General features: G+C 66.2%; 17 protein-coding genes. 12 read left to right on the plus strand and 5 right to left on the minus strand.

The genetic code is table 11. From position 1 onward, the window contains the following. Positions 1-7: 7 nt before the first annotated feature. The 5 genes from SJY41_RS14690 to SJY41_RS14710 all read right to left on the minus strand — a co-directional run bounded on the left by SJY41_RS14690 (position 8) and on the right by SJY41_RS14710 (position 12,737). Entirely contained in the window at positions 8-5,440 is a 5,433-nt protein-coding gene (locus tag SJY41_RS14690; protein ID WP_380782935.1) for an FtsK/SpoIIIE domain-containing protein, read from the minus strand. Beyond that, on the minus strand, positions 5,437-6,984 hold the full coding sequence (locus SJY41_RS14695) for a hypothetical protein (protein ID WP_380782937.1): 1,548 nt from the start codon (positions 6,982-6,984) through the stop codon (positions 5,437-5,439). The genes SJY41_RS14690 and SJY41_RS14695 overlap by 4 nt, the downstream gene beginning before the upstream one ends. After that, a complete protein-coding gene (locus tag SJY41_RS14700; protein ID WP_380782939.1) occupies positions 6,981-8,717 on the minus strand; it encodes a hypothetical protein in 1,737 nt (578 codons plus the stop codon). Before SJY41_RS14700 ends, SJY41_RS14695 begins: the two co-directional genes overlap by 4 nt. Before the next feature lie 377 nt (positions 8,718-9,094). Then, positions 9,095-9,355 carry a hypothetical protein gene (locus SJY41_RS14705; RefSeq protein WP_380782941.1) on the minus strand — a complete coding sequence of 87 codons (261 nt, stop codon included), beginning with the start codon at positions 9,353-9,355 and terminating at the stop codon, positions 9,095-9,097. Between the two features lie 46 nt (positions 9,356-9,401). Continuing rightward, positions 9,402-12,737 carry a TM0106 family RecB-like putative nuclease gene (locus SJY41_RS14710; RefSeq protein WP_380782942.1) on the minus strand — a complete coding sequence of 1,112 codons (3,336 nt, stop codon included), beginning with the start codon at positions 12,735-12,737 and terminating at the stop codon, positions 9,402-9,404. A 62-nt stretch (positions 12,738-12,799) separates the two neighbouring features. Between SJY41_RS14710 and SJY41_RS14715 the strand changes: the two genes are divergently transcribed. From SJY41_RS14715 to SJY41_RS14770, 12 genes are all read left to right on the plus strand, one after another. After that, positions 12,800-13,792 (plus strand): helix-turn-helix transcriptional regulator, encoded by a 993-nt coding sequence (locus SJY41_RS14715; RefSeq protein WP_380782944.1) that lies wholly within the window; start codon positions 12,800-12,802, stop codon positions 13,790-13,792. A gap of 396 nt (positions 13,793-14,188) precedes the next feature. Beyond that, positions 14,189-14,410 (plus strand): hypothetical protein, encoded by a 222-nt coding sequence (locus SJY41_RS14720; protein ID WP_380782946.1) that lies wholly within the window; start codon positions 14,189-14,191, stop codon positions 14,408-14,410. Beyond that, positions 14,397-14,990, plus strand: coding sequence for a hypothetical protein (locus tag SJY41_RS14725; RefSeq protein WP_380782947.1), 594 nt, complete (start codon positions 14,397-14,399; stop codon positions 14,988-14,990). Before SJY41_RS14720 ends, SJY41_RS14725 begins: the two co-directional genes overlap by 14 nt. Then, entirely contained in the window at positions 14,991-16,880 is a 1,890-nt protein-coding gene (locus SJY41_RS14730; protein ID WP_380782949.1) for a tyrosine-protein kinase family protein, read from the plus strand. A gap of 334 nt (positions 16,881-17,214) precedes the next feature. Then, positions 17,215-17,595, plus strand: a complete 381-nt coding sequence (locus tag SJY41_RS14735; RefSeq protein WP_380782951.1) for a hypothetical protein — start codon at positions 17,215-17,217, stop codon at positions 17,593-17,595. A 219-nt stretch (positions 17,596-17,814) separates the two neighbouring features. Continuing rightward, positions 17,815-18,393, plus strand: coding sequence for a helix-turn-helix transcriptional regulator (locus tag SJY41_RS14740; protein WP_380782952.1), 579 nt, complete (start codon positions 17,815-17,817; stop codon positions 18,391-18,393). Between the two features lie 33 nt (positions 18,394-18,426). Beyond that, complete coding sequence (locus SJY41_RS14745; RefSeq protein ID WP_380782954.1) at positions 18,427-18,792, plus strand: hypothetical protein; 366 nt, start codon at positions 18,427-18,429, stop codon at positions 18,790-18,792. A gap of 31 nt (positions 18,793-18,823) precedes the next feature. Beyond that, positions 18,824-19,327 carry a hypothetical protein gene (locus tag SJY41_RS14750; protein ID WP_380782956.1) on the plus strand — a complete coding sequence of 168 codons (504 nt, stop codon included), beginning with the start codon at positions 18,824-18,826 and terminating at the stop codon, positions 19,325-19,327. After that, entirely contained in the window at positions 19,324-19,869 is a 546-nt protein-coding gene (locus SJY41_RS14755) for a RadC family protein (protein ID WP_380782958.1), read from the plus strand. Before SJY41_RS14750 ends, SJY41_RS14755 begins: the two co-directional genes overlap by 4 nt. Next, positions 19,866-20,327, plus strand: coding sequence for a hypothetical protein (locus SJY41_RS14760; protein ID WP_380782960.1), 462 nt, complete (start codon positions 19,866-19,868; stop codon positions 20,325-20,327). The genes SJY41_RS14755 and SJY41_RS14760 overlap by 4 nt, the downstream gene beginning before the upstream one ends. Positions 20,328-20,489: 162 nt before the next feature. Continuing rightward, a complete protein-coding gene (locus SJY41_RS14765) occupies positions 20,490-21,500 on the plus strand; it encodes a hypothetical protein (protein WP_380782961.1) in 1,011 nt (336 codons plus the stop codon). 100 nt (positions 21,501-21,600) lie between these two features. Then, on the plus strand, positions 21,601-23,151 hold the full coding sequence (locus SJY41_RS14770) for a hypothetical protein (RefSeq protein ID WP_380782963.1): 1,551 nt from the start codon (positions 21,601-21,603) through the stop codon (positions 23,149-23,151). Positions 23,152-23,327: the final 176 nt, after the last annotated feature.

The following is a 23,327-nucleotide window of genomic DNA, read 5'->3' on the forward strand; positions in this document are numbered from 1 at the left end:
CGCCGGATCAATCGGATCGCACTGCGACGCCATCGGCGGCACAGATCGCATCGACTGCGAGATCGATGTCGTCGTCGTCGAGGTACGGAGCCTGCGCGTAGATGATCGAGGGTTCACCGCTGAGGCGCGCCGCCAGATGGCCCAGACCGAGCAGCTGCTCTGCCCCCTTCACGCCCAGCGCGATCTCCGACGTGCCGACGCTTGCCACCTTCAGGATCAGTCGGTTGCCGAGATTGTCCCGCAACTGCATCGGCATGACGTTGGCGTCCGGGCGCTGCGCCGCGAAGATCAGGTGCATGCCGGCAGCGCGGGCCTTCACGCCCAGACGCGACACGTTCGCTGTGACCGCCGTCTTGTACTCCTCGGTCAGCATCCACTCCGCGAACTCGTCGTGGACGAGAAAGACGTACGGAAGCCGCTCGGCCGGGACGACCTTGGTGTTGAAGGCGCGGATGTCGCGGGCGCCATTGGTCCGGAACAGCTCGTACCGACGCTCCATCTCGGCGACGAGCAGCTCCATCACCTCGACCGCCCGCGTCTGATCCACGATGACGCCGCCCTGCAGATGGGGCAACCGTTCGACCGCCGCGTAATCGACGCCCATCTTCGGATCGATCAGATAGATGTGGGCGAGATCGCTGGTGTTCGTGGCGGCGATGTCCAGCAGCAGCGCCTGGATCAGCACCGACTTCCCCGATCCCGTCGCACCCGCCACGAGCGTGTGGGGCTCATGCCCCTGGCCGCCCGCGAAGGGACCGCCGAGATTGAGATAGAGGATCTCGCCGTCGAGCTCCTTCAGCCCGAGCACGAACGACATGTTCACGCCGGCCGCATTCCGGTTCAGCGCCCTCCGGCCCCAGACATCCCACAGCGACACCACCTGTCGCTGTGGTCGGGCCACGCCGACGACGATCTCGCCCGGAAGGGGGGAGATCGAGATCACCCGCATTCCGTGCGTCGTCAGCAGCGCCGACTGCCTGCCTTCGATGTCCTGCACGCTCAGCCGATCGCTGCCCATGAAGCGTATGAGCGCCGCGTTGGGAGTCAGCCGCGTCCCCAGGACCTTGGCCTGCAGGCTGTATCCCATCAACGCCGAGCGCAGCTTCTGGGCCGTCGCCTCGAGCCAGGCCTGCTCATCCGCCGAGTCCTGATGAACCTCCTGCGCACGCGCCTCGATCAGAGGTCCGATGGCGAGCGTCGAGGCCGCCCCGGCCGACGTCGCAGAAGTCGGCGACTGGCTGACCGTCATCTCGACGGCTTCCCCCTGTCCGACGGGAACACCGTCACCGTCCGTGGCCGGTGGCACCTGCGCGACGTACGGATCAACGTGACCCTCAGTCGGCGGGATGCTGGCCCCGCCTCCGATGGCGACCGCGGATGACGGTTCGGCCGTCGTCGGGCCGCCGACGGCCGGCGACGGGGCCCCTTCTTCGTCCTCGTCCTCGTCATAGTCGTGCACGACGGGAGTAATGGGCACTTCGCGCTCCGGCTCGAGCGTGATCGCCTTCGTCCAGTCCACACGGGGCGCCGGATCGCGATAGGACGGCCGCTCCCAGCTGTCGGTCTCCCCCAAGCCGGATCTGATCGGCTTCAGAGGCTTGCCGGCCTCATACGCCTTGATCAACTGGCGGAGACCTTCACGCGTGAAGGTCTCCTGAAGGCCATCGCTCACGCCCGGAACCGGATCCTGCTCGCCCAGACTGCTGCCGTCGGACGCGGGCCCGGAGATGAAGATGTGGGAATAGCCACGCAGATCGATCGGAACGGCGCCGCGCCGGATTCCGTCACGGACCTGTTCCAGCAGCGAGGCCTGTCCGAGAGCCGCGGTGCCGTCCAGGAGAAGGTCCGCGATCCTCGACAGCCACAGGTCGCGATCGAGCCGCCCGGGATCACCGAAAAGCGCGTCGTCGATGCGTGCGACCGTCTGCCGCAGTTGCTGCTGCGACTTGCGGCTGGCCTCCGCCGATCCGGACTGATCGACATACTTCGCCTCGGTGACGATCGCGCGCAGGCGGGGTGCTCCATCCTCACCCTCGACCAGGCACAGCGCAAGGATGTCGGCGATGCCCTCCTCGCGCTGGCCGAGCCACTCGGCGTAGTCATCGAGAAGGAACCAGGCGACCGCGGCCTGAGGGCGCAGCTCCTCCGCGACGAGCGCGCGGCTCAGCACCAGTCCGATCAGCTCGCCGGCCGACACGCCGCGCTTGGCGGCGCGCAGCACGATGTCGCCGGAGATCGAATTCGCGTCGTCGATCATCCGGCGCGCGAGCGCTGAGACGCGCTCGTCATCGAGACCCAGCGAGAGTTCGGTCAGCCGTCTGCGAACGAGCACGTTGAGGATGCGGAGTTCGGAGGTGGAGGACACGACGATGTTGCGCCCGTGCGTCCGTTGCCGCCGGTACCGTATGACGCTGATGCCCTGCGCGGCGAGCTGCCGCTTGTCGAGGAGGTCGTCGTAGGTCGCGACCCATTCGGCCATCTCATGCACCTCGTCGAACATCGCCTTGAGGCCCGAGTCCTGAAAGGAGATCTGCCGCGCCGGGAGGTAGTGTTCGCCCGCGCCGTGCGATTGCCGGCGGATCACGTTCGCGACGGCGTCGACATAGGACCAGCCGGCGTCCGGCTGCCTCGGGCACGTGAGGTAGACCGTCGCCTTCAGCTCGTCCTCAGCCGTCACCCGACGATAGGACCAGCGCGCCGGCACATGCTCGAGCAGACCGGGATTCGAACCTGCCGCCGGGACCGGGAACCACTGCTCGCGCGCCTGGCGCGACACGACGTCGTGAAGGAATGCGACGTCGATCTCGCGGGTGGCGTTCCCCGGACGCACGGTACCGCTGTCGAGCATCACGCCGATGCGGAGCTTGGACATGAAGTTGCGCGAGGTCTCGCTGACGACCACCGCATCCGGATCGCCTTCCGAACGGTCGAGCAGTTCGCCATAGACGCGGGAGAGCCGGGTCCGGTCGCGATGCCGCACCAGGACGTTGCAGTGCACCTCCTCCTGGTCCTGCACCGAACTCAGACCGTTCACCGTCGCGAGCGGCAGGCCGGCCGCATCGCAGTTGAACAGCATGATGGAGAGGTTCGACCTCTCGTGCGGTTGCAGATCGAGATATCGTTCGAGCAGTGCCCGTATCTGCTTGGCCGCCTCGGCCGGGTCGACGTCGGTCGTCGCCTCGGACGGATCGCGCACCGGGCGTTCGAGCAGGCTGTAGTCGTTCACAGTCCCGGTGTCGGAAAGGAGCACGGCCTCGCTGCCGTCGTATCCCACCGCGATCTCGGGGTAGAGCGGATGCGCGAGCTCGTCGCGGAGATCGGAGAAGAACAGGCGGGAGTCGCCGAAATTCACTTCGACGTCGGAAAGCAGGTATCCGGCGAGGCCGGCGACCGACCGCATCTTGACCGCGGATGCCGCGAGCCGAAGCGGATGCCACGGCGCCACGATCGCCGAGGGTGCGCTGCCGGCCACCGGGACGACGCCGAGGCTCAGCACCGGCTCCCACAGGTCCCGGCGGTTGAGGTCTCCGGGAGCGTGCGCGGAGAGCGTGTTCAGCAACGTCCCGTAGGTCGCTGCCTGCTCGATGAGGCCGGCCGATGCGTAGCCCGAAACCTGGAGCGCGCCGATGGCACCGACGTACGCGGTCTCGAAAGCCGTCCAGGCCGAACCGATCGCCGAAACCCCGGACGGATCGATGCGACCGCTCTGCGCGGCGGCCTTCAGCGCCTTGGAGAACGCCTTGCCGACGTCCTCGCCGCTCGCCGTGCGCGGCACCAGGGAACCGGCGTCCTGCCCGAAGGCGGGCTGCAGCGTTCCGACGTCGGCGAGCGAAACCGACTGCAGAGCACCCTTGCGGCTGACCGGCAACCGGGCGACGCTGCTACGGGTCATAGGCCGCTTCAACAGGCGCGCGAGGTCCTTCGGCAGTTCGAACCCGATGGCGTTCGGCTGCGCTATCCAGATCAGCTGGACCGTCGCACGCTCGGACCCCGAGGTCAGCACCACGTCGAACTTGATCTGGAGCGCGGCCCGCGAGCTCGACTCGTTCCGGCGATACTTCTTCCGCTTCTTGGCCCTGTCGAGCAGTTCCTCATACTCGAACAGGTAGGGCACATCCCACTCGACGGCCGTGCCCATGAGCGCCGGCAGGCCACGATAGCGGAGCCCGAACGCCAGGCCGACGTCGGCGTTGATGTCCAAGACCTGGGACCGACTGCGCCGAGCGGCACGGATGGTCAGCGTGCGCTTGCTCGCGAAGTTGATCTGTCCGAACAGGCGCTCCAACGCACGCAGAACTCCTTCCAGGAAGTCGTTGCACTCGATCGGCCGGCCGAAGATGAAGCGCTCCCACTTCACGCGGAGCGCCTTGTCCTGGCTCAGGTCGTCGCGGTGGGTCTCGAAGAATTCCCGATCATCATCCCGCGTCTCCTTCAGCGACCTCGACTTCAATGCCTCGAGGTAGTCGACGTCCTTCGGACTGAGCCGATCGGGCAAGGTGAACTCGAAGAAGGACAGCGTCTCCTGCGGCAGCGTGGTCTTCTTCAGCTTGATGCCGGAGAAGAGCTGGAGGACACTCTGTCCTTCCCATTCGAACTGCGCGAGCGCGTCGGCGGCTGCGTTCCAGCCCGGCGTCGCGGCGATGAAGGCCTCGATCGCCGGATGGACCTCGGCCGGGATGTCCTCCCTGACGCCCTCGAACTGGCTGCGCAGATCGTCACTCTCGATGATCTGGCGGTTGGGGCGCTGCTTGGCGAGCAGCGGCCGCCGGTCCGACACCAGCTTTTCGAACAGCCGGCTCCAGCTCCGCGACTTCTCGAGATCCTTGTCCCGGATGCCGAGGAAGTAGCCGCTGTCGCGCGGGAGGTGGAGCGCGGGCAGAGCCCAGCCCAACGCGTCGGAGACCGTCGTCGACTCATCCGCGATCCGCTCGCGCGTGAGCGCCACGTAGTTGGAGATCTGATGAAGGGTCCAGTCGTCGGCCGCGTTGAGCCCCTTGAGCGCGGCCCGCCACGCCGAGAGCTGGTTGTCGGGAAGCCCCAACCCGGCCGCCGCTGCTCCGACCCAGGGTTCGGAGTCCTCGGTCAACTGCTTCGCGCCGATCAGCGTCACGTCGCCGAGCGAGGCGCCCTGATCGTCGTCGGTGTTGGCCAGGAGAAGCGCGGGCCGGTCACATTCGGCATGCCGGATCGCGACGGTCCTCTCGTCCGTGACGACGTGGTCGGGCAGATCGAACCCGCCGATCAGCGTTCGCGGCAACTGGATCTTGAGCAACGCGTCGGTCTGGGGATCGACGAGCAGCGCGCTCGTGATCGCCGCCACCTGTTCGCCCGTCAGTCGGTCCAGGAGGTAGCGCGCCACACCTTCGCCATCACCGATGGCCGAAAGTCGCTGGCGGATGGATGCGGCGCCGGCGGCGCCGATGAGATCAGATGGTGTCACGCGGCTTGGGCTCGCTGAAAGGGATTTTCGACATAGGCGCACGAGTCCGACAGCCGCTTCAAGAGGCCAAGGCTCGCCAGCCGCTCCTCGAGCCGACGGGCGTTGTCCGAGAAGTCCTCCTGATCGGCGTCACCGCTCGCCACGAAATCGCGGGCCTGCGCGTCGCCTATCACGATGCCGTAGCGATCGTGGAGCAGTGCGAGGAAATCCCGGAACTCGAGACGCTTCGAGACCGAGCACACCACGAGCGTCTTCAGCAGACGATCGGTCGGGGCGTAGCGGACCCGGCGGCTGGACCGACGTGAGGAAAGCCCGATCGCGCGTGACCACGTCATGTGGATCTTGCCGATGTGCTGCTTGTGCCGACTGAGCGCGCGCGCCGCGAGCTGCTCGATGAGCGCGGCCGGGTCGGGGGCGATGTCGTCGTCATCCGCATCCGGCCATCCGAAGGCCTTTCGCAGAATGTCGCCGGCGTTCAGGACTGGATCGTCGGATGCGGTCGCGGCCTGCCACTCCTCGGTCTCGGCGACTTGCCGGACGAAGCGGTCGACCGCCTGCTGCGGCAGTCCGTTGTTCCGCTGATACGAATCCGCCGAGAGGTCGCGCACCACCGACTTCCTCGGCGAGACGATCTCGCAGACCAGCCGCACCGGATCCTGATCCAGCACATCACGGGCGCGTTCGAGCTGGTAGAGCATCATGTTCAGCCCCGTCATCGTCACCAGATGCGGTATGGCGTCATATGCGGGGATCGGCAGGCTGAGGATCGCGAGCCAGTCCTCGGCCAGACGGTCGAACAGCTTGTGGGACGCACATGGCAGAAACGCGCCTGCGCGCTCCGACTTCGCCAGCTGCGGGTCCCCCTGGATGGCGCGGGCCATGCGGTCGTAGGGTGCCGCGTTCTCGAGGAACCGGCTGACGAGAAGGCCGCGCAGGGCATCCGCATCGCGGCTCCGGCACAGCATCAGGTAGAGGAGCTCGCCGGTGCGGGCGAAGAAGCGGCGGTCGTTCGAGACCCCGCCGCGCGGATTGACGTTCGCATCCTCGTAGAGGGCGTTCGGACCGAACGGAAAGACGAACTTCGAACTCCAGCGCTTGTTGCTGGTCCCTTCGATGGCCGACCCCTGGAGGAAACCTATGACGGCCGCGAAGTCCTGGAAGCTCTCGAAGCGATCGCGGAGATACGTGAAATCCGGCTTGTCGAGACCACCCGCCGTCTCCGTGATCTTTTCGAGCCAGCTCGTCCAGGACGCGTCATCCGCACGATCCTCCGCCAGCACGGTCATGATGTGCGGGTTGTTGAACACGAGGTTGCGCAGGCGGAGCTGCAGCTGCGGACGGTAGGACAGGCTGTTGAGCGCATCCTCGCGAAGCGCGCGCCCCTCCCGGTGCTCCGCGAGCAGCACGGTCATGAACTCCAGGAAGGTCAACCACGGGGTCTGCTCATCGTACAGACGATGCCCCCAGATCGCCTCGTCGATCCAGAAGTCAGGCCCGCTCCGATCGTCGAAGCTCGTCGGGCGCGGCAGTATCTCGATCGTCATATCCGCACCACCACGCGACGCGCGACCGCTCGACCGTCACCGGCCAGGTCGATGAACCGGAGCATCAGCTCTCCCTCGTTGATCTCGTCGTCACCATCCAGCCTGCGCCGGTTCTCCGTCTCCCGGAGCAGCCGCGCCTTGAAGGCGAGGAGGTCCTCGTGACACTCGAGCGAGAAGCTGCTCGGCAGCGCGCCTTCCGCGACGCGCCCGAGGAACTCGAACCGGGTGGGCGACAGTGACAGGGTCACGGGCGGGATCTCGGATCCACGCACGAGTTTGACCGACACGCAGAAGCCGCCGGCGCCGTCCGTTATGATCGACACCTCCTCGCCGCCCTGCCGAGGGACGGAGATCAGCTCGTCGAGAAGCGGGCTGCGCTTGGATTGCGAGTAGCTGCCCGACGTGGCGAGAACCAGCTCGTCCTGGTTCTGGGCCAGCATGCCCGTGAAGATGCGGTTCAGCCCGCGCACGACCATGGACACGGCCTGTCGCGGCACCGCCTGCCTGTCCGCGACCTTGGCCGCCACGTCGAGGTAGAGACCGGCATACCGGAAGACGGTCAGATCCCACAGATCGTACGTCGCGGCCAGTTCGTCGGGCATGGTGAAGAACAGACGCTGCCGCTGCGCGCGGAGGGCGCCGAGGAACGCCCGCCGGTCCGTACCCTCCGCGCCCTCGAGATAGACCCGCTGGGCGCCGACATACGAGGGGGTCGCACCGTAGATCGGATCGGCGAGCACCAGCCGCGCATAGTCGTCCGCATAGGCCGGGTCGTCGGCTCCGTAGACGAGCAGATTGTCGACTCGGTTGCTGGTCTCGGCCCCGATGCCAAACATGTTCAGCTTGCGGAAGAGCTCGGTCTTCTCCGCCTTGCTCGGCCGAAGGTTCTCGCCGAAAATGTTGCGGTAGATGCTCGCGCGGTCCGCCTTTCCGCTCTGGACGATCGCCGGAACCTCGGCGCAGCTCATCAGGCCGTCACGAGCGTCGGGGTGCCCCAGGATGCTGTTGGCGACCAGTGCGAGCAGCTGCCGGACGGGGAAGTGGTTGCCGTTCCGCTCGCTCAGCTCGATGAGAGCGGTGATGCGCCGCCTGAAGGGGTCGTCGGGCGCCTCCCCCGTCAGACGCCGGCGGTTCTCGAAGATCGGACAGATGCCATCGCCCGCATTGGCGGCGCAGCTTCCACATCCCTCCCAGCCATCGTGGGAGGTGACCTCCTCGATGATCTGCATCGCCATCTCCGCGGCCGGCGATCGGCTGAGATCGTCCAGCCCGACGGAGATGCCGGCATCGGGGTTCCTGCCAGTCACCAGCAGTTCCTCGACGACGGCGGTGACGCGCCCGACCTCGGGGCTCGGCGGCGCGGACTTGAGCTTCTCCAGGAGCTGCCCATGATTGGCGGCTAGAAGGTAGGTCGTAGAGGCCGCGGGATCGGCGACGTCGCGGGCGAAGGCGACGATGATCTCGGCGCTCTCGTCCTCGCGAAGTTCGCTCAGGTCCTTGACGATGACGAGCGTCCGGGTGCCGACCTTGAGGGTCTGCACCTTGTCGCCCGCATTCCATACACCCGCGTCCCCGCCGAGCGCGGTCCAGACTTCCCGGCAATGGTACGTCTTTCCGTCACCCGCCGTGCCGGTGATGATGTGCGAGATGGCATTCTCGCCTTCGAAGTTCGCGACCAGCCTGCCAACCAATGGCGCCGGCAGCGTTATCGGGGCGATCTTGTGACGCTTCAACGCACGCTGGATGGACTCGTCGTACATGTTGTCGTTGGTGGGAATGGGGCCGTAGTTGCGTAGAAAACGTACCCATGCCGACGTTGAAGAATGTGCCGACAAACCGTTCCCCCTTGTGCCTACCCGCACTTGTAAGGGATCATCCTACGTAGGCAACGTAAACCAACAACGACTCGCTGAGCCCCTATTCCGCTGAACCGAGCTCAATGCGCGGTGCGCGTCTTCCCAATCGTGTTCAAACCCACTGACAACTACGCCCGAGGGTTTCAGCTCGAACGGCATCATCATGGCCAGCTTCACTGAGAGGGGGGACGGGACGGTCCCTAACCTGTTGGGGCGCCCCAAGCGCTGTCCCCCCTCTTGAAGACGTCTGCTTCTCAGGCCGCCAAGCGCAGAAAAGATCGAGTTTGGACCATTTCCTCGGTCTCGAAGAACAGGACCTCGTCCTGCGACGGGCGCACGAGCTGCCGAGGCTTCACGAGAAAGCGCTCGCCCGCGCGGACGAGCCAGAGCGTACGATCGACGGGCCGGCCTGCCTTCGCGAGAAGGGATGCCGTGTCGATGACCTCCGCATCGATCGCCAGCAGCTGCCCGTCGACGTCGACGATGTGACGGAACCCGATATCCCAGAATGCCATTTCGCTTCTCCTGCTATCCGAGCTTCGACAATCGCACGCGTGCGTGTCAGAACGTGTCACCCCCATATTCACGCAGCATGCAAAGCGCGTTGACGAGCGACATCTCCTCGACCGTCCGGCATGGCGTCTCCAACAGCAGCGGACTCGCGAACACCATCGCCGCCGCCTGCGCCCGCGACACGGCCACGTTGATGCGGTTGAGCGAGAACAGGAACGCGATGTCACGCGGCAGCTCCTCCCCGCTCGAGGTCGTCATGGAGACGAGGCAGATGGGTGCCTCCTGACCCTGGAAGCGATCGACAGTGCCGACGCGGATCGCGGGCGGGAGGTGAGCGCGCAGCGCGTTCACCTGCGCGTTGTACGGCGCCACGACCATGATGTCCCCGTGGCCGACGACGCGCTCGCGGCCGTTGCGGTCGCGGTACGTCGCGCCGACGAGTTCGTCGATGCGGGACGAGATCGCATCGATCTCCTCGGGGCTGACCTGCGAGCGCCCGAGATGGCTGACGGCACGCATTCCGGCACCGACCAGATCGACGCCGGTCGATGAGATGAGCGTCTGCAGGCCCGACGCTTCGTCGCTTCCGAGCCGCCCCTCGTACACCGCGCTCGATATGAACCCGCACACAGTCGGATGCATGCGTCGACTGATCGGGATGAATACGCCGCGATCGGGCGGCACGACGCGGTGCCCATCTATCAGGTACTCCAGACACGACCGGCCGCTGTCACCGGGGTGGCTGCCCTGCAGCGGTTGCGGCAGCTGCATCGGATCGCCCACCAGGACGATGTTGCGCGCGCACCGCGCCATGGCCAGGATGTTGGCGATCGAGACCTGCCCCGCCTCGTCGACGAACAGATAGTCGAAGGTCGGCGCGGCGTACCGCGCGAAGTGCCATGCGGTGGCGCCGACGACATGGGCGGACGCTATCTCGGGCGCGTCGTTGTCGCTGACGAAGACGATCCCGGAGTGGGCGTCGTCGTCACCGTCCTCCGACGCCTTCTGGACCACGCGGCAGTTGACCCCGTCCGTCCGTGCGCGGTCAACCACCGCCTTCAGGAGGTTGCCGATCGCCTTGTGGCTGTTCGAGGATACGGCGACGCGCTTGCCCGCCCGCACCAGGTCGACGATCGAAAGCGCGCTCACATACGTCTTCCCCGTCCCCGGCGGCCCCTGCATCGCCAGCGTCGTGCCCGCCATCGCGGCGATCGCGCGGCTCGTCTCGCTCGGCAGGTCCCCGTCCGCGGCGATGATCCCGTCCGGGCGCGTGCCGCCGACGAAGACCGGCGACGATCGCGACAGAAGATGCTCCACCGCCGGAAGCCGTCCAGAGCCGGCGATGATCTCATCGGTCACGGCCGCGACCGCGTCCTTCAGGATCGTGTTGCGCAGCGGGCGTGGCGGAAGGAGGTCGAGACGATCGGGCAACGGCCCCTTCGCCGTCGAACGGCGCAGCACGAGGGTGCATGCGTCGTTGTCGATCGACCTCAGATTCACGTCCTCCGGCATAGCCGCGGGTTTCACGCAAGGCATCTTGCCGGCGCGGAGCTTAGTCTCCTGCTGCGGGAACCGGTACGTCCGTTCGAACGACTGCCGGGTCACCTGCACGGGCGGACCAACGGCCTCCAGCCCCTGGATGCATTCCAGATCGTCGAGAAGCTCCTCGCTCTCCTGGGCCAGCCGGTCGAAGATCGCCCACCAGGTCGGCTTGTCCTCGCGCTTGTGGAACTGCCCGAGGTCCAGCAGCAGATCGGCGACGCGGTCGCCGAGCCTTTCGCGAACGGGCTGGAGCCGGCCGCGCAGCACCTCGACTTCCTCGTCCTCGGCGGCCACGTTGGACAGCGCCCCTGCATCGGGCACGTCGCCAAGCACCGGCCAGGGCATCGTTGCGGGCCTCGCATCGCGGATCAGCCAGTCGCGGAGCAGCTGCGTCGAGACGCAGTCCGTGCGGTTGTAGTCGTATATGTCGTCGAGCAGTTTCTGGTCACCGGTCTGACGCCATTCCTCGTAGAAGACGACGCTCGCGCCGGCCGTCGCGACGTCCGCGGCGCGCTTCTCCATGTAGAAGGCCTCCAGATCCTTGATGGAGTAGCCCTTCTCCGAAGCGATTATCGCGCCCCCCACGACCTTGAAAAGGTCGACGAAGCGGCGCTCGCGCTGAAGCTGATCCATCGCCGCCTCGCCGGTCCGATGTTCGGCCGTCAACCGCCGGAGAGCGGCGATCTCGTAGTTGGCATAATGATAGATGCGGGCCGACGGATGCCGGCTCATGTGCTCCACGAAGAACGCCAGAAGATCGGCGACGGCGCGCCCCTCCTCCTCGCGCGTATGCGCCCAGAATGCCCGGAACACCCATTCGCCAGCCTCGCGGTACCAGAGCCCATGCAGATACTCGAGGCCGCCAGGATAATAGGGATCGCCCTCGATGTCGTAGAAGATGTCCCCGTCGTCGGGGGCCGGCAGTATGCCGAAGCCCTTACCCGGCTCGGCGTTGCGAAGCTCGAACGAGGGTGGTGATCCCGCGCGTCGAGCGGTCTGCAGCCGAGCCTGTGTCACAAGCCTGCGCTGGGTCTCGACCGCCATCTTGGGCACGCGCTGTTCGCGGACCGCAAGGGCGCCCATCGTCACCACGCCCGCGGCCTCCAGCTTCTGCCGCTGAGACCGGCTTATGCCCGCGACGAGCGAGAGACTGTTCTCCCGGTCCCAGCGCTCGGCACAGGCCTCGCTCCAACGGCACAGCGTGCATGCCGAGACCGGTTCCGGTCGGGTCTCCGGACGGGCCGCGAGGAACTCGTGCATCATGCGCCGCGCATACCGCGCATAGGCGGAAACCTCCGCCAACCTGACCGTGAACCGTTCGCCGCTTCCCAGTTCGAGATGCGCCGCCTCGGGCGCGACGCCCTGCACCGTCGCGAGAAGGTCGCTGTACAGACAGAGCTGGAGGACGTGCTTGGGGTCGGGCTTGCGCTTCAGCTTGGTGTCGGCGACCTCGTACGACCAGGCCCCCAATGCAGAGGGCCGTTCGACCCGTTCGAGGAAGTCTGTGTAGCCGCCCCAGGCCCCTTCGAGCAGCGCGCCCTGGAAGATCACGTCGGGCCCTTCGGCCATCGCCGCATGGGTGAGCCGCACCGACTCCTCGAGCGGAATGCCGTCCTTGGGAATCTCCACGACGCTGCGTCCCTCGGCCTTCAAGCGCGCCAGGAACGCGAGTTCGTGCTCGTCGCCCTGTCGTTGCAGCAGCTCCGCCTCCGCGCCGTCCCGGCGCGGCCGGAGATCCCCGATCTCCATGAGCCGCAGGTCCAGCGTCGTCGCATGCCGACAGCCCTTGAACCGCATCAGGTCGGACGCGGAGAGCCTCAGGACGTCGTTGATCATACGCATGCGCAATCCCCTTTCCTCTGCTATAGCACACATGGGTGACAAAAGCTGTCAGGGTATTCTCCATGTCGTTTGCCAAGGCCCAGGAACTGCTCAAGCTGGCCATGATGGCGACGCGACGGAGCGGCGTGTCGCTCGAGGAGATCATCGAGGAGTTCGGCTGCGTGCACCGCTCGGCGCAGCGGATGACCGTGGCGCTCGAGGCGGCCTTCCCCCAGACGCAGGCCGACGACGGCGAAGACCGGAAGCGTCGCTGGCGAATTGCCGCGCGTGCCATCGCGCCGCTCCTTACACCCTCGGCCGAGGAACTCGCGGCGCTGACCACGGCGATCAACGAGCTCGACGTCGCGGGTCTGACTACCGAGGCGACCGCCGTGCGAGGCCTCAAGCAGAAGGTGCGCGCCCTCATACCTCCCGAGGCGGGAACGCGGCTCGCCGTCGACGAGGAGGCGCTGGCCGAAGCGCTCGGTCACGCGGCCCGCCCCGGACCACGGCCAGCGCAGAACGGCGCCGTCGATGCCGCCATCTACGAAGCGCTCAAGGGCCCCTTCCTGCTCCGGTTCCCCTACCGGACCCGCAGTCAGCCAAAACCCAGGGACAGGATCGTCGCGCCCCACGGCCTGCTGCTCGGAACGCGGCGCTACCTCGTCGGTCGCGACACGGCGAAGCCCGCATCCTCGCCGCTTCAGCACTACCGCGTGGAGGAGATCACGCGGGCCGAGGTCCTGCCGGACAGCTTCGAGATCGATCCGGGCTTCGACATCCGGACACATGCCGAGAAGGGGTTCGGCTCCTTCGAGAACGAAGCAGAGCACGGCGACGTCGTCTGGCGCTTCTCGCCGGATGCCGCTCCCCATGCACGGCGCTTCGTCTTCCATCCCACCCAGACCGCGGTCGAGGAGCCGGATGGGTCGCTGCTCGTGCGCTTCCGGGCCTCGGGCCACCTCGAAATGTGCTGGCACCTCTACTCGTGGGGCACGTCGGTCGAGGTGCTGCAACCGGCGGCGCTGAGGGATCTGGTCCACGGACACCGGCGGACATTCGGCGCCCTTCCGTGATCAGCCGGACGAACGTGTGAAGCCGGGTAGAATGATCCGCATCGGATGCGATCCGACGTACCGTGTCGACGCATGCCCGAGGAGACGATACCGACCGCCTTCACATCCCTTTGAGGCTGAGCCCAGCATACTCGTCGCACGGTCTTTTCGGACGCGCGATTGCTTTTCGGTCGCGCCATCTATCTCCTTAGCCTCACGATGAGGATCAATCGCCTCATATGATCTATTTCCCACTTCTAATGCAGGCAGTTCACGACTATGTCTGATCCCAGCGATGTCGAATCGCGTCGGAACGGTCTACGGCAGCTCTGCTCCCTGCCGACGGGCCGTACGAACTTTCCTCTCATCGGGGGCGCACATCGTTGGCATCCGCGGACCGTTCGGCATCCTCAGACCATGACCGTATTCGGGGACGAGACCGCATGGGAGTTCATCGCCGACTGTCTCGGCTCCGGCATGGAGATAACGTATCGCGCGCCCAACAAGCCGGAGAACGGCGACGCGTACGAGTTGATCGCCCCCCCCGAGGGCGGATCCAAAGGCATCTATATGAAGGTTGCTCTGGTTCCCGGAGTGAAAAAATTGGTAGGACTGAGCTTCCACTATGAACGACATTAACGCGATGATCGCTGCGGCCCATGCCGAGGCCGCTGCTCTGGCGCGTGGCGAAAGCCATGCCGCCGGATGCACCTGCGCCACCGGCCGGACCGAGGAGAGATACGTCACGGAGACGATCCCCTACGGCGACGGCGGCGACACCTTCCAGGTCGAGGTCCCCGTGATCCATTGCCTGGATTGCGATCTCGGCTTCACCGACCAGCGGGCCGAACGACTGCGGCACGCCGCGTTCTGCCGCCATCAGGGCTTCCTGGCCCCGGCGGACGTGAAGGCGCTTCGCGACTCGCTCGCCATGTCCCGGCGCGAGTTCGACGAGGCGTTCGGCATCCCGCCCGCTTCGATGGAACGCTGGGAGAATGGTCGACTCATCCAGAACCGTAGCATGGACACGCTCCTGCGCGCGCTCGCCAACCCGGCGACCGCCAACCGCGTCGATCGGCGGATCGTCCGCCGGGCGCCGTCGGAGACGAACGGCAACGTCATCACGGGGAAGTTCGGCGCGCTGGCGGCGAAACCGAGCGCCGAGCAGGCCGATGCCATCCGCCGGCGCGACGAGTTCAGACTGCGGAAGTACGGCTGAGTGTTCTGCGCGACGTTCTATTCGTACAAGGGGGGCGTCGGCCGCACCCTCGCCCTCGCCAACGTGGCGGTGCTGCTCGCCCAACGTGGCAAGAAGGTCCTCGTCGTCGATTTCGACCTCGAGGCGCCGGGCCTGACGACACTCGAGCCCTTCGTCGACGCCGACGGACTGCCCGGTATCGTCGACCTGGTCACGGCCTACGTCGATGACGGCGCCATGCCGCCTCTCGACGACTACGTGCATCGCTGCGTCATGCCCGTCGAAGTCATGGGCGAGTGGGTCGAAGACATAACGCTCGACATCCTTCCGGCCGGGCGGGACGACGACGACGGATACGGAGAACGCCTGAACCGGATCGACTGGAACGAGCTCTACGACAACCAGGACGGCTTCCTGTTCATGGAGAACGTCCGGGCGTCATGGGAATCGGCCGGCTACGACTATGTCCTCATAGACAGCAGGACCGGACACACTGACGTCGGCGGCATCTGCACTCGTCAGCTCCCGGATGCCGTCGTCGCCGTGTTCTTCCCCAACGAGCAGAACCTGATCGGATTGAGACAGGTCGTTCGCGGCGTTCGCCAGGGTGGCGGACGTCCGCAGCCGATCGAGCTTCTCTTCACCGCGTCGCGCGTGCCACGCCTCGACGACGAGCACGGCCACCTCAAACGCCGTCTCAACCGCTTCCAGCAGGAACTCGGCTACTCCGACGACCGCCTGGTCACGATCGAGCACTACGACAGCATGATGCTGCTCAACCAAGCCATCTTCGTCGTGGACAGGCCGACGTCCGGCCTGGCGGTGCAGTACCGCGAACTCGCGGCCCAGCTCGCGCAGTTCAACGACGACGATGCGGACGGCGCCTTCACCTACGCGAACATGGTCGCCAACACCTACAATTCGTCGCGACTGAGCGTCGACGGCGCGCGCGAGAGATCGCCCGAGGCCCGCCTAGAGCGGATCGGCAAGCTGCATGCGGACGACTGCATCGTCCAGTATGCGCTCGCACGCGCCTTCTACAGACTACGCAACCTGACGAGCGGGGCCGACGCGGCCGATGCGGCACTGGCGTCGATGGGGTCTACGCGGACGACGCGGGAGATCCAGCCAACGCTGCCGTCGAGCGCGCACCGCCTGCGGCTGAAGATCCTTTCCGAACTCGACCGTCACGGCGAGGCCATCGAGAGCGCGCACGCCATACTCGCGGACGATCAATCGACCGAGACCATGGTGATCGACGCAACGCTGGCATTCGCGAGCATCTCTCCGGAAACCCTATCGGCCACTCGCGACATGCCCGCGATCGCCAATGCGAGCCCAACGGCACTCCTGTCGGTCGCCCGCCAGCTGGCGCAGTCGCCCGCGGGGGCGGTAGCCGCGGCGGAGCTCGTCGAGATGGCGTTGCCGCGCATACCGCGACCGATCCCCGACGACGAATTCGACATCCATAGCATGCAGGTTATCCTCATCGCGGGAGGGAGCTTCGCGCGCGCGGTCGAACTAGCGGGGCCGATCGCCTCGGACACCGACGACCTGCAGACGGTCTTCAACACGGCGATGGCGAAATGGGGTCTGGTGGGCGAACCGGACATCGACGCTTTCATGCACGTCGCCCAACTGTTCGAACGCGTCACCGACGAATTCACCAACCCGAACTGGCACCAGTGCCTGGCTCTCTGCGACGCCGTTCTCGGCCGCGTCGACGCGATGCATGAGGCGGCACAGGCCGCGCGCTCGGCGATTCTGGAGACGAATCGCCGCGACTTCAGTTGCTGGCGGTACTTCGTCGTCAGCCCGGCGGAGTTCAACGAGGATCTGGAGGCGATCATTCGCTTTGGCGCAGAAGGCGGCCCCGCTCCCGCCGTCGTGGCGAGAGCCGTCAACGGCTAGGAGGCGGTGATGGCCGCCTCGGAGACGTGGCTGCCATCGCTTTCCAGTCGCTCGCCCCGCCGAGAGCGTCGCAACGAGGTCGACGAACAGGCAAGTGCGATCGTCCACGACCTACGGCGCGACCTGTCGTGTTCGGTCGTGGACGCCCGTCGCGAGTCCGTATGCCGCGGCTCGGCCCCCGGTCGCCTTCCCAGTCGGCGTCTCCGCCGGCCACCTGCGAAATTCCGTAAAGCCCCCCCGAACGCATCCGATCCGGCATCAACTCTCGTTGACAAGAACCAGATCGGATCGGCCTATTCCGGGTCAGCCCAGATGCGAAGACGAGGGGATGGCCATGCCAGAGGATGGATCCGAGGGTGTCGCTCACGAGCAGACGACCGACCGCCGCGCGAGACTGAATTCAAACGCCCGGAGGATCCTGACGGCGCGAACGATCCTCTGGGACGTCCTGCCGAAAGGGTACGCGCATGGACCGCTGCCGGACATGCTGCTGTGGCTCTACCTACACGTGGGTCGGTCGGAGGAGGCGTTGTACGACGCCACGGTCACGCCCACGACGAGGTCCAATGCCTTCCGCTGGACGAAGGTCCTTCTGCAGGACGGGTTCGCGGTCCGGACGGCGTCGGGCCTGGCTCTCACCCCTGCCGGCGTCGGAGTCGTTGAGACCGTTCTCGAGGAGCTTCCACCGATCGACTGGCCTCCCGTCCTGCAGTGACGTCGAAACATCGACGTCGAACGACCTGCCTGACGATGTCCCGGCGCCCGCACCGGGCGGCGAAGCATTCTCGACCGGTCTGGGGGTGTTCGCTCCGACGTGGCATGCCGACGGGATGAGGCCCCGGCAGATGCGTCGGCGAAGGCGCCGTCCATGGCCGTCCGCTTGGACTTTTCGAAATAGCGTCAGTCGTCCGATCGGTGGCATAGGCGAGCGACGATGGACCGCGCCGCCTACGATTCGCTGACGCCCATGGAGCGCAACTGCCTCCGCCTCGCGCATCACGAACGCAAGACCGAGCATATCGCCCACGAGCTCGGCATCGCCGCATCGACCGTCAACACGCACATCTTCGCCGCACGTCGCAAACTCGGCGGAATATCGCGGCTGACGGCGGCGGATCAGCTGCGAACGTTGGAAGCCGGCCTGGCACCGCTTCCCCACTCCGGCGGGACGGGGCTGACCGACGAACTAGAGTTCGAGAGCGATCGGCTGGCCCGGGAGGAAGCGCCTCCACAGACGGTATCTAGACCGCCGCTGTCGATTGCCGAGATCCCCACGATCGAGGCAACCCTTTCCACGCCCACCGAAGTTCGGGAGGAACGAGCGACCTTCGTCTTCGACGACATCGCTCCGAGACCCGGTGAGCGGGATCATCATGGCACCGCATTGCAGCGCGTGTTGATGATCCTCGCGATGGCGGTGCTGATTGGCCTCGTCCTGGTCGCCGCTCCGGCGATCTACGACTCCACGGCGCAGCGCATCGCGAACAGCCTCGAACGGCCCCACGCCAAGTAACCTCGGGTCCAACCGCCCGAGGCGGAGACCAGCATGCCACGCGTCACTTCGGAACACGTCGAGTCCACCCGCAAGGCCGTCATCACCGCCGAACGGTCGACGAACCGCGGCATAACCGACACGCTGACCTGCCTGCTCGCAATGCAGGGCGAGCGGACCGACGCCCGCGTCTTCATCGACACGCACTCCATCGAAGCGATGAAGCTGATGACCGAAAGCCTCGACATGCAGCTCGTTTCGCAAGCCCGGATCGCCCAGGCACACAGCGTGATGACGGGAATGATCAGCGCGTTCGAGGTACCGGGCTATGGCCCGGGCACATGCGTGCCGAACGAACCGGGCTCCGGCCGGAACGGGGTGGGTGACGAGTCCCGCCAAGAACTCGTCCGCGCCGATTGATTCCGGCGAACGGTCGTGATCGAACGCACGGATGCATCTGTACATCACCGGCTTCTGGATCCTGCTGCTCACGCTGACGGCGATCGCATGGCTAGGTCGACCCCGATCGACCACCGTGGCGACGGCATTGCGGGAACCCGAGACCGGCGTCGCCACGCTGCTGCTGGCGGCTGCGGTTCTGACCGTTCTACTACGACCGTCCGTCGCGACGCGGTTCGTCGGCATCGACCCGAGCATGGTGCTCATCGATGCCGGCCTGTTCGTCGGTCTGGCCTCCTACGGCGTCCGCTCCGGTAGATGGTGGGTCCTGTGCGCAGCAGCCCTCCAGCTGATCTCGACCACGGCACACCTGGCGCGGGTGTTCACGCCGGACATGTGGAGACTGGGGTATCAGGTGATGGAGGAAGCCTCGAGCTATCCGACGCTCATGCTTCTGGCGTGGGGCGTCTGGTCGCGCCATCGGCGTGCGAGGAGCGCAAGGCGATCGAGCAGCTTCTCCGTCATGCCGGGTCGGGATGCCAGCCCTCGGCGGTGACGGCGACCCTGCTGCTGCAGGAGTTCGGGTCGTTCGCCGCGGTGCTGGATGGCTCGACGGCCCGCCTGCGCCGCGCAGGTGCCGACGACAGGGCGATCGACGCCCTGCGTTGGTGCCGAAATGCCGTCCTTCTGTCCCTCCGGCGGCGGGCGTTCGAGCGGCCAATGATCGGCAGCTCGTCCGCGCTGCGGGACTATCTCCGCGTCGACATGGGGACCGGCAGCCGAGAACGGCTCCGCACCCTGCATCTCAATGCCAGAAACGAACTCCTGTCCGACGACGAGACCTCGATCGGCACGATCGACGCCGCACCGTTCTACCCCCGCGAGATCATCGGCCGCGCAATCGACGTCGGCGCCAGTTCGATCATACTGGTCCACAACCATCCGAGCGGAGATCCACGGCCCACACCCTGCGACGTCAAGGCGACGATCGCGCTGGAACGTCTGTGCGCAGGGCTCGACATCACGCTGCTGGACCACCTGGTCGTGGGTCGGCACGAGATCGTCAGCCTCCGCTCGCTCGGCCTGCTCGCTCGATGAACCGCCGTCGCCTGCGACTGGCGAGTGTCGACGACGCCATCGATCCGGGCCAGGCCCGGATCGACGACGTTCCCACGGGTTTCACGAGCACGCTTCTGCAAACCGACGGGGCAGCACGGGCTCACCGGCCTTCCCACCGCGAACTCGCGCAGACCTTGTTCGACCACCGGCGCGCCAGAGTGCGCTGGTTCGGCAAGCATACCAAGGTGTTCCAGGAGTCGGCGTGGGATGTCCTGCTCGAACTGTTCCTGTGCCACGAGGACGGACGGAGTCCCTCGACCACCAGTGTCGCATACGGCGCAGGGGTGCCGATCACCACGGCGTTGCGGGCGCTCAAGAAGCTCGAGGCGAATGGACTCGTCGAGAGCCGCATGGACGACGTCGACACGCGCGTCCGACGTATCGCGATGACGACCGACGCCGTACGCATGATGCGGGGCTATCTGGATGAAGTGTAGACGTTCCGGCACTGGCCCCGCCGGTCGTCCGGAAAGTCGGCCCCGGGGTCCGACGCCAGTCCCGGTCAGGAGCCTGTGAAGAGCTACGAAACGAGACTGCGCACCACAACCGTGCCGCCTAAGCGGACCTGACGCGGGCATACAGATATTGGGAGACGAGACGTGCTGATGATGGTGGAGGAAACGGCCGACAAGCGCCGGGCGCAGCGCGATCTCGAACGATCGGTGACCGCACGCCTGAAGTCGCAAGGCGTTCGGAACATCGGCTTCCCGAGCGGAAACCGCGATGAGACCGTCTATTCGAACGGATCCGGTTCTCTGTGGTGCGCATTCGGATCCGCCGAGGACGCGAAGATCCCCAGGCGTTGGAACGCCTTCGGTGTCTTCGACGACAAGCGACACGCTCAGATCATCACGGTCGAGATCAACATCCCGACGTTGACGAATTCCGGGACGGTCGCCGGCTTCTTCGCGCGGGATCCCGCGACGGGCATCGTCTACCTGATGCATGACGGCGGGATCGGCGGCGGCAAGCCCGGGGTCGGTCAAAGCGCCTTCCTCGCATGGTCCGACCACGAACTCATCGAGGTCGGCCGTTCCAACGGGGATGTCCGCGAAGGCATCCTGATCGGCCGCGTGGACGCGGGCGACATCACGTCTCGGATCTGGCGCTACGTTCAGACCGTTCGAGACTTCAAGGATGCGGTCGAAAGCGGCGCGCTCGACACCGACGCCGTGCGGCGGCGCGTCGCCGAATGGGACGCCTATCGCAAGGAGGCTCGCGGTCGACGGCGCGGGACGCGACGGGCCGAGATCGACTACATCTCGTACCACGGCGACGTAGTCGATCTGCTGCGCGACGAGCGCGAAGGTCGCAAGACCAAACGGGAGGAGGTTCTCAACAGCCCCCTCATCGACCTGTACGTCAGGGCCGGCGGGATGATGACCGAGCTCTTCGAGGTCAAGACCAGCATCAGCCGACAATCGCTGTACACGGCCATCGGCCAGCTCGTGACGCATTCGGCGGATGGCGGCGCAAACGTCCTGAAGACCCTCGTGATACCCGAGGGCGACCTGCCGGACGATCTCGTTCGGAGCATCGCCGCGCTGAACGTCGATGTCCGCCGCTTCCGCCTCAGCCGAGGCGCCAAACCCAAGATCTCACTGCTCTGAGCGCGGTGGCGGGCTCGCCGGTCGCCAACGCCGCCGACGCGAGCCGGCGTTATCAGATGACATCGAGACCCAAAGACATCTGACTAGAGGAGAGCGTTGCATGGATTCCGGGTTCACCAGGGAACAGTTCGATCTACTGCGCGACCACGCGGGAAGCCCAGCGGAGAACGGTCCGTCAGGACACGTCTACGCGGTGCTCAAGGACGCGCACTACGCCACGCGGGACTGGGCCGACGATCTTCAGTCGGCACACTTCCCGATAGGGCGGGTCAAGGCTCGGCGAGCGCCGATCAATCAGGGGGGCAATTACACGCCCTACACTTGGGCGAAGATCTACCCGCGCCCCGACGCCCCGAAGGTACTCGCCTACACCGTCGGCATCGACGCCGTCGGCGCGTTCATCGTGAAGATCGACACCGTGAACGGGGGTGGCGCCCTGCAAACGAAATTCGAAGCCGTGCGGGGGCCCACCAACGACGGAGCGCCGATCGCCGCGGTGATGGACGCCGCGACCGGCTTGGCGATGAGCCGGGAGGGTCTCGTTTCGTGGAGCGCGAAGGCCATAAGCGGCTTCTCGCCGACCTATGACGAACTGGTGCAGATGCTCGACCTCGGAGGACCGCTGCGCCTCATCACGGAACCCGACGCCGCACGGACGGCCGCGGCTGACTGGCGGCGGGCGATGACGGATGGCGTGGTCCGGCGGGGGTCGACGCGCTGGGTGCCGGACGGTGAGATCGTGCTCAAAACTCCGAAGGTGGAAGAGGACCGGACGACGCTCACCATGGGCGTGCTGCCCAAGGGAACCGGCTGGACGGTCGGCATCGCCGATCCGCTGGAGCCGGGATCACAAAACCCGCTATCGAACTTCGCCACGGACTCGACTGGCCGCCGCTACCTCGTCCACCAGGCCCGCCTCGGTTCGAACACGAAGAACATCCTCGAGACGGAGTTCCTCGAGGTCACCGGATTGACCCCGGTGGACGTCGAGGTGCCCGACGAGGGCCTAGGGCGCAAATGGGTCATCGTCGCCGACCTCGACGCCGATCCGGTCCAGATCCGTCGATCCACCGGCCGCTTCGTCCACCTGTGCGCGCTGGTGCGAGCGGCTCGCGTCTCCGCGAGCCAAGCCGGAGAGCAGGGAGACCAGAGCGTTCATTCGAAGACCGATACGGACTGGGTCGTTCGGATCGCGCCGGACGAGGTCGGCGGAACCTACGTCATCGCCCCCCGCCCCGCCCTCGACGAACGCCTCGTCATCAAGCGCCACGGCCTCGTCTCGATGACGCTGCACGATCACCTGGCCAAGATGGACGTTACGATGCGAAAGCTCCAGCATCCCCTCGGCTTCCAGATCGACGGAGAGATCCTGCGGCAGGACTCCAAACCGCTTCTCATCGAGATAAAGACGAGCATCTCGGCCGCCGACGTGCACACCGGCGTCGGACAGCTGCACCTCTACAGCCGGCTGATCCCAGGGCTGGATCAGCATGTGAAGGTGCTGCTGCTGCCGAAGATACCCGCCGCACAGGTGGTCGACGCGATCGCGGCAACCGGCATAGTCGTGCACACCTATTCCCTGACCGACACGGCGGAGGGTGGCGAAGCCGTATTCTCCAGCGCCTTCCTCGCTGTGTGCACGACCGGCTGAACCCGTTCGAAGTCGTGCGGATTTCTCCGCTCGGGGCTCGCGCCAACCTTCGGCCGAGCCCCAGCGCTGCGGATCATGCCCCCGAGCGGCGCAACCAACCATTTACCCGTTCCTGCTACGTTGTTCCCGTGTCCACACGCAGATCCTCACGCTCGGCATCGTCGCGCATCTCCAGT

The sequence above is a fragment of the Sphingomonas sp. R86520 genome (assembly GCF_042466285.1).
GTDB lineage: Bacteria > Pseudomonadota > Alphaproteobacteria > Sphingomonadales > Sphingomonadaceae > Sphingomonas.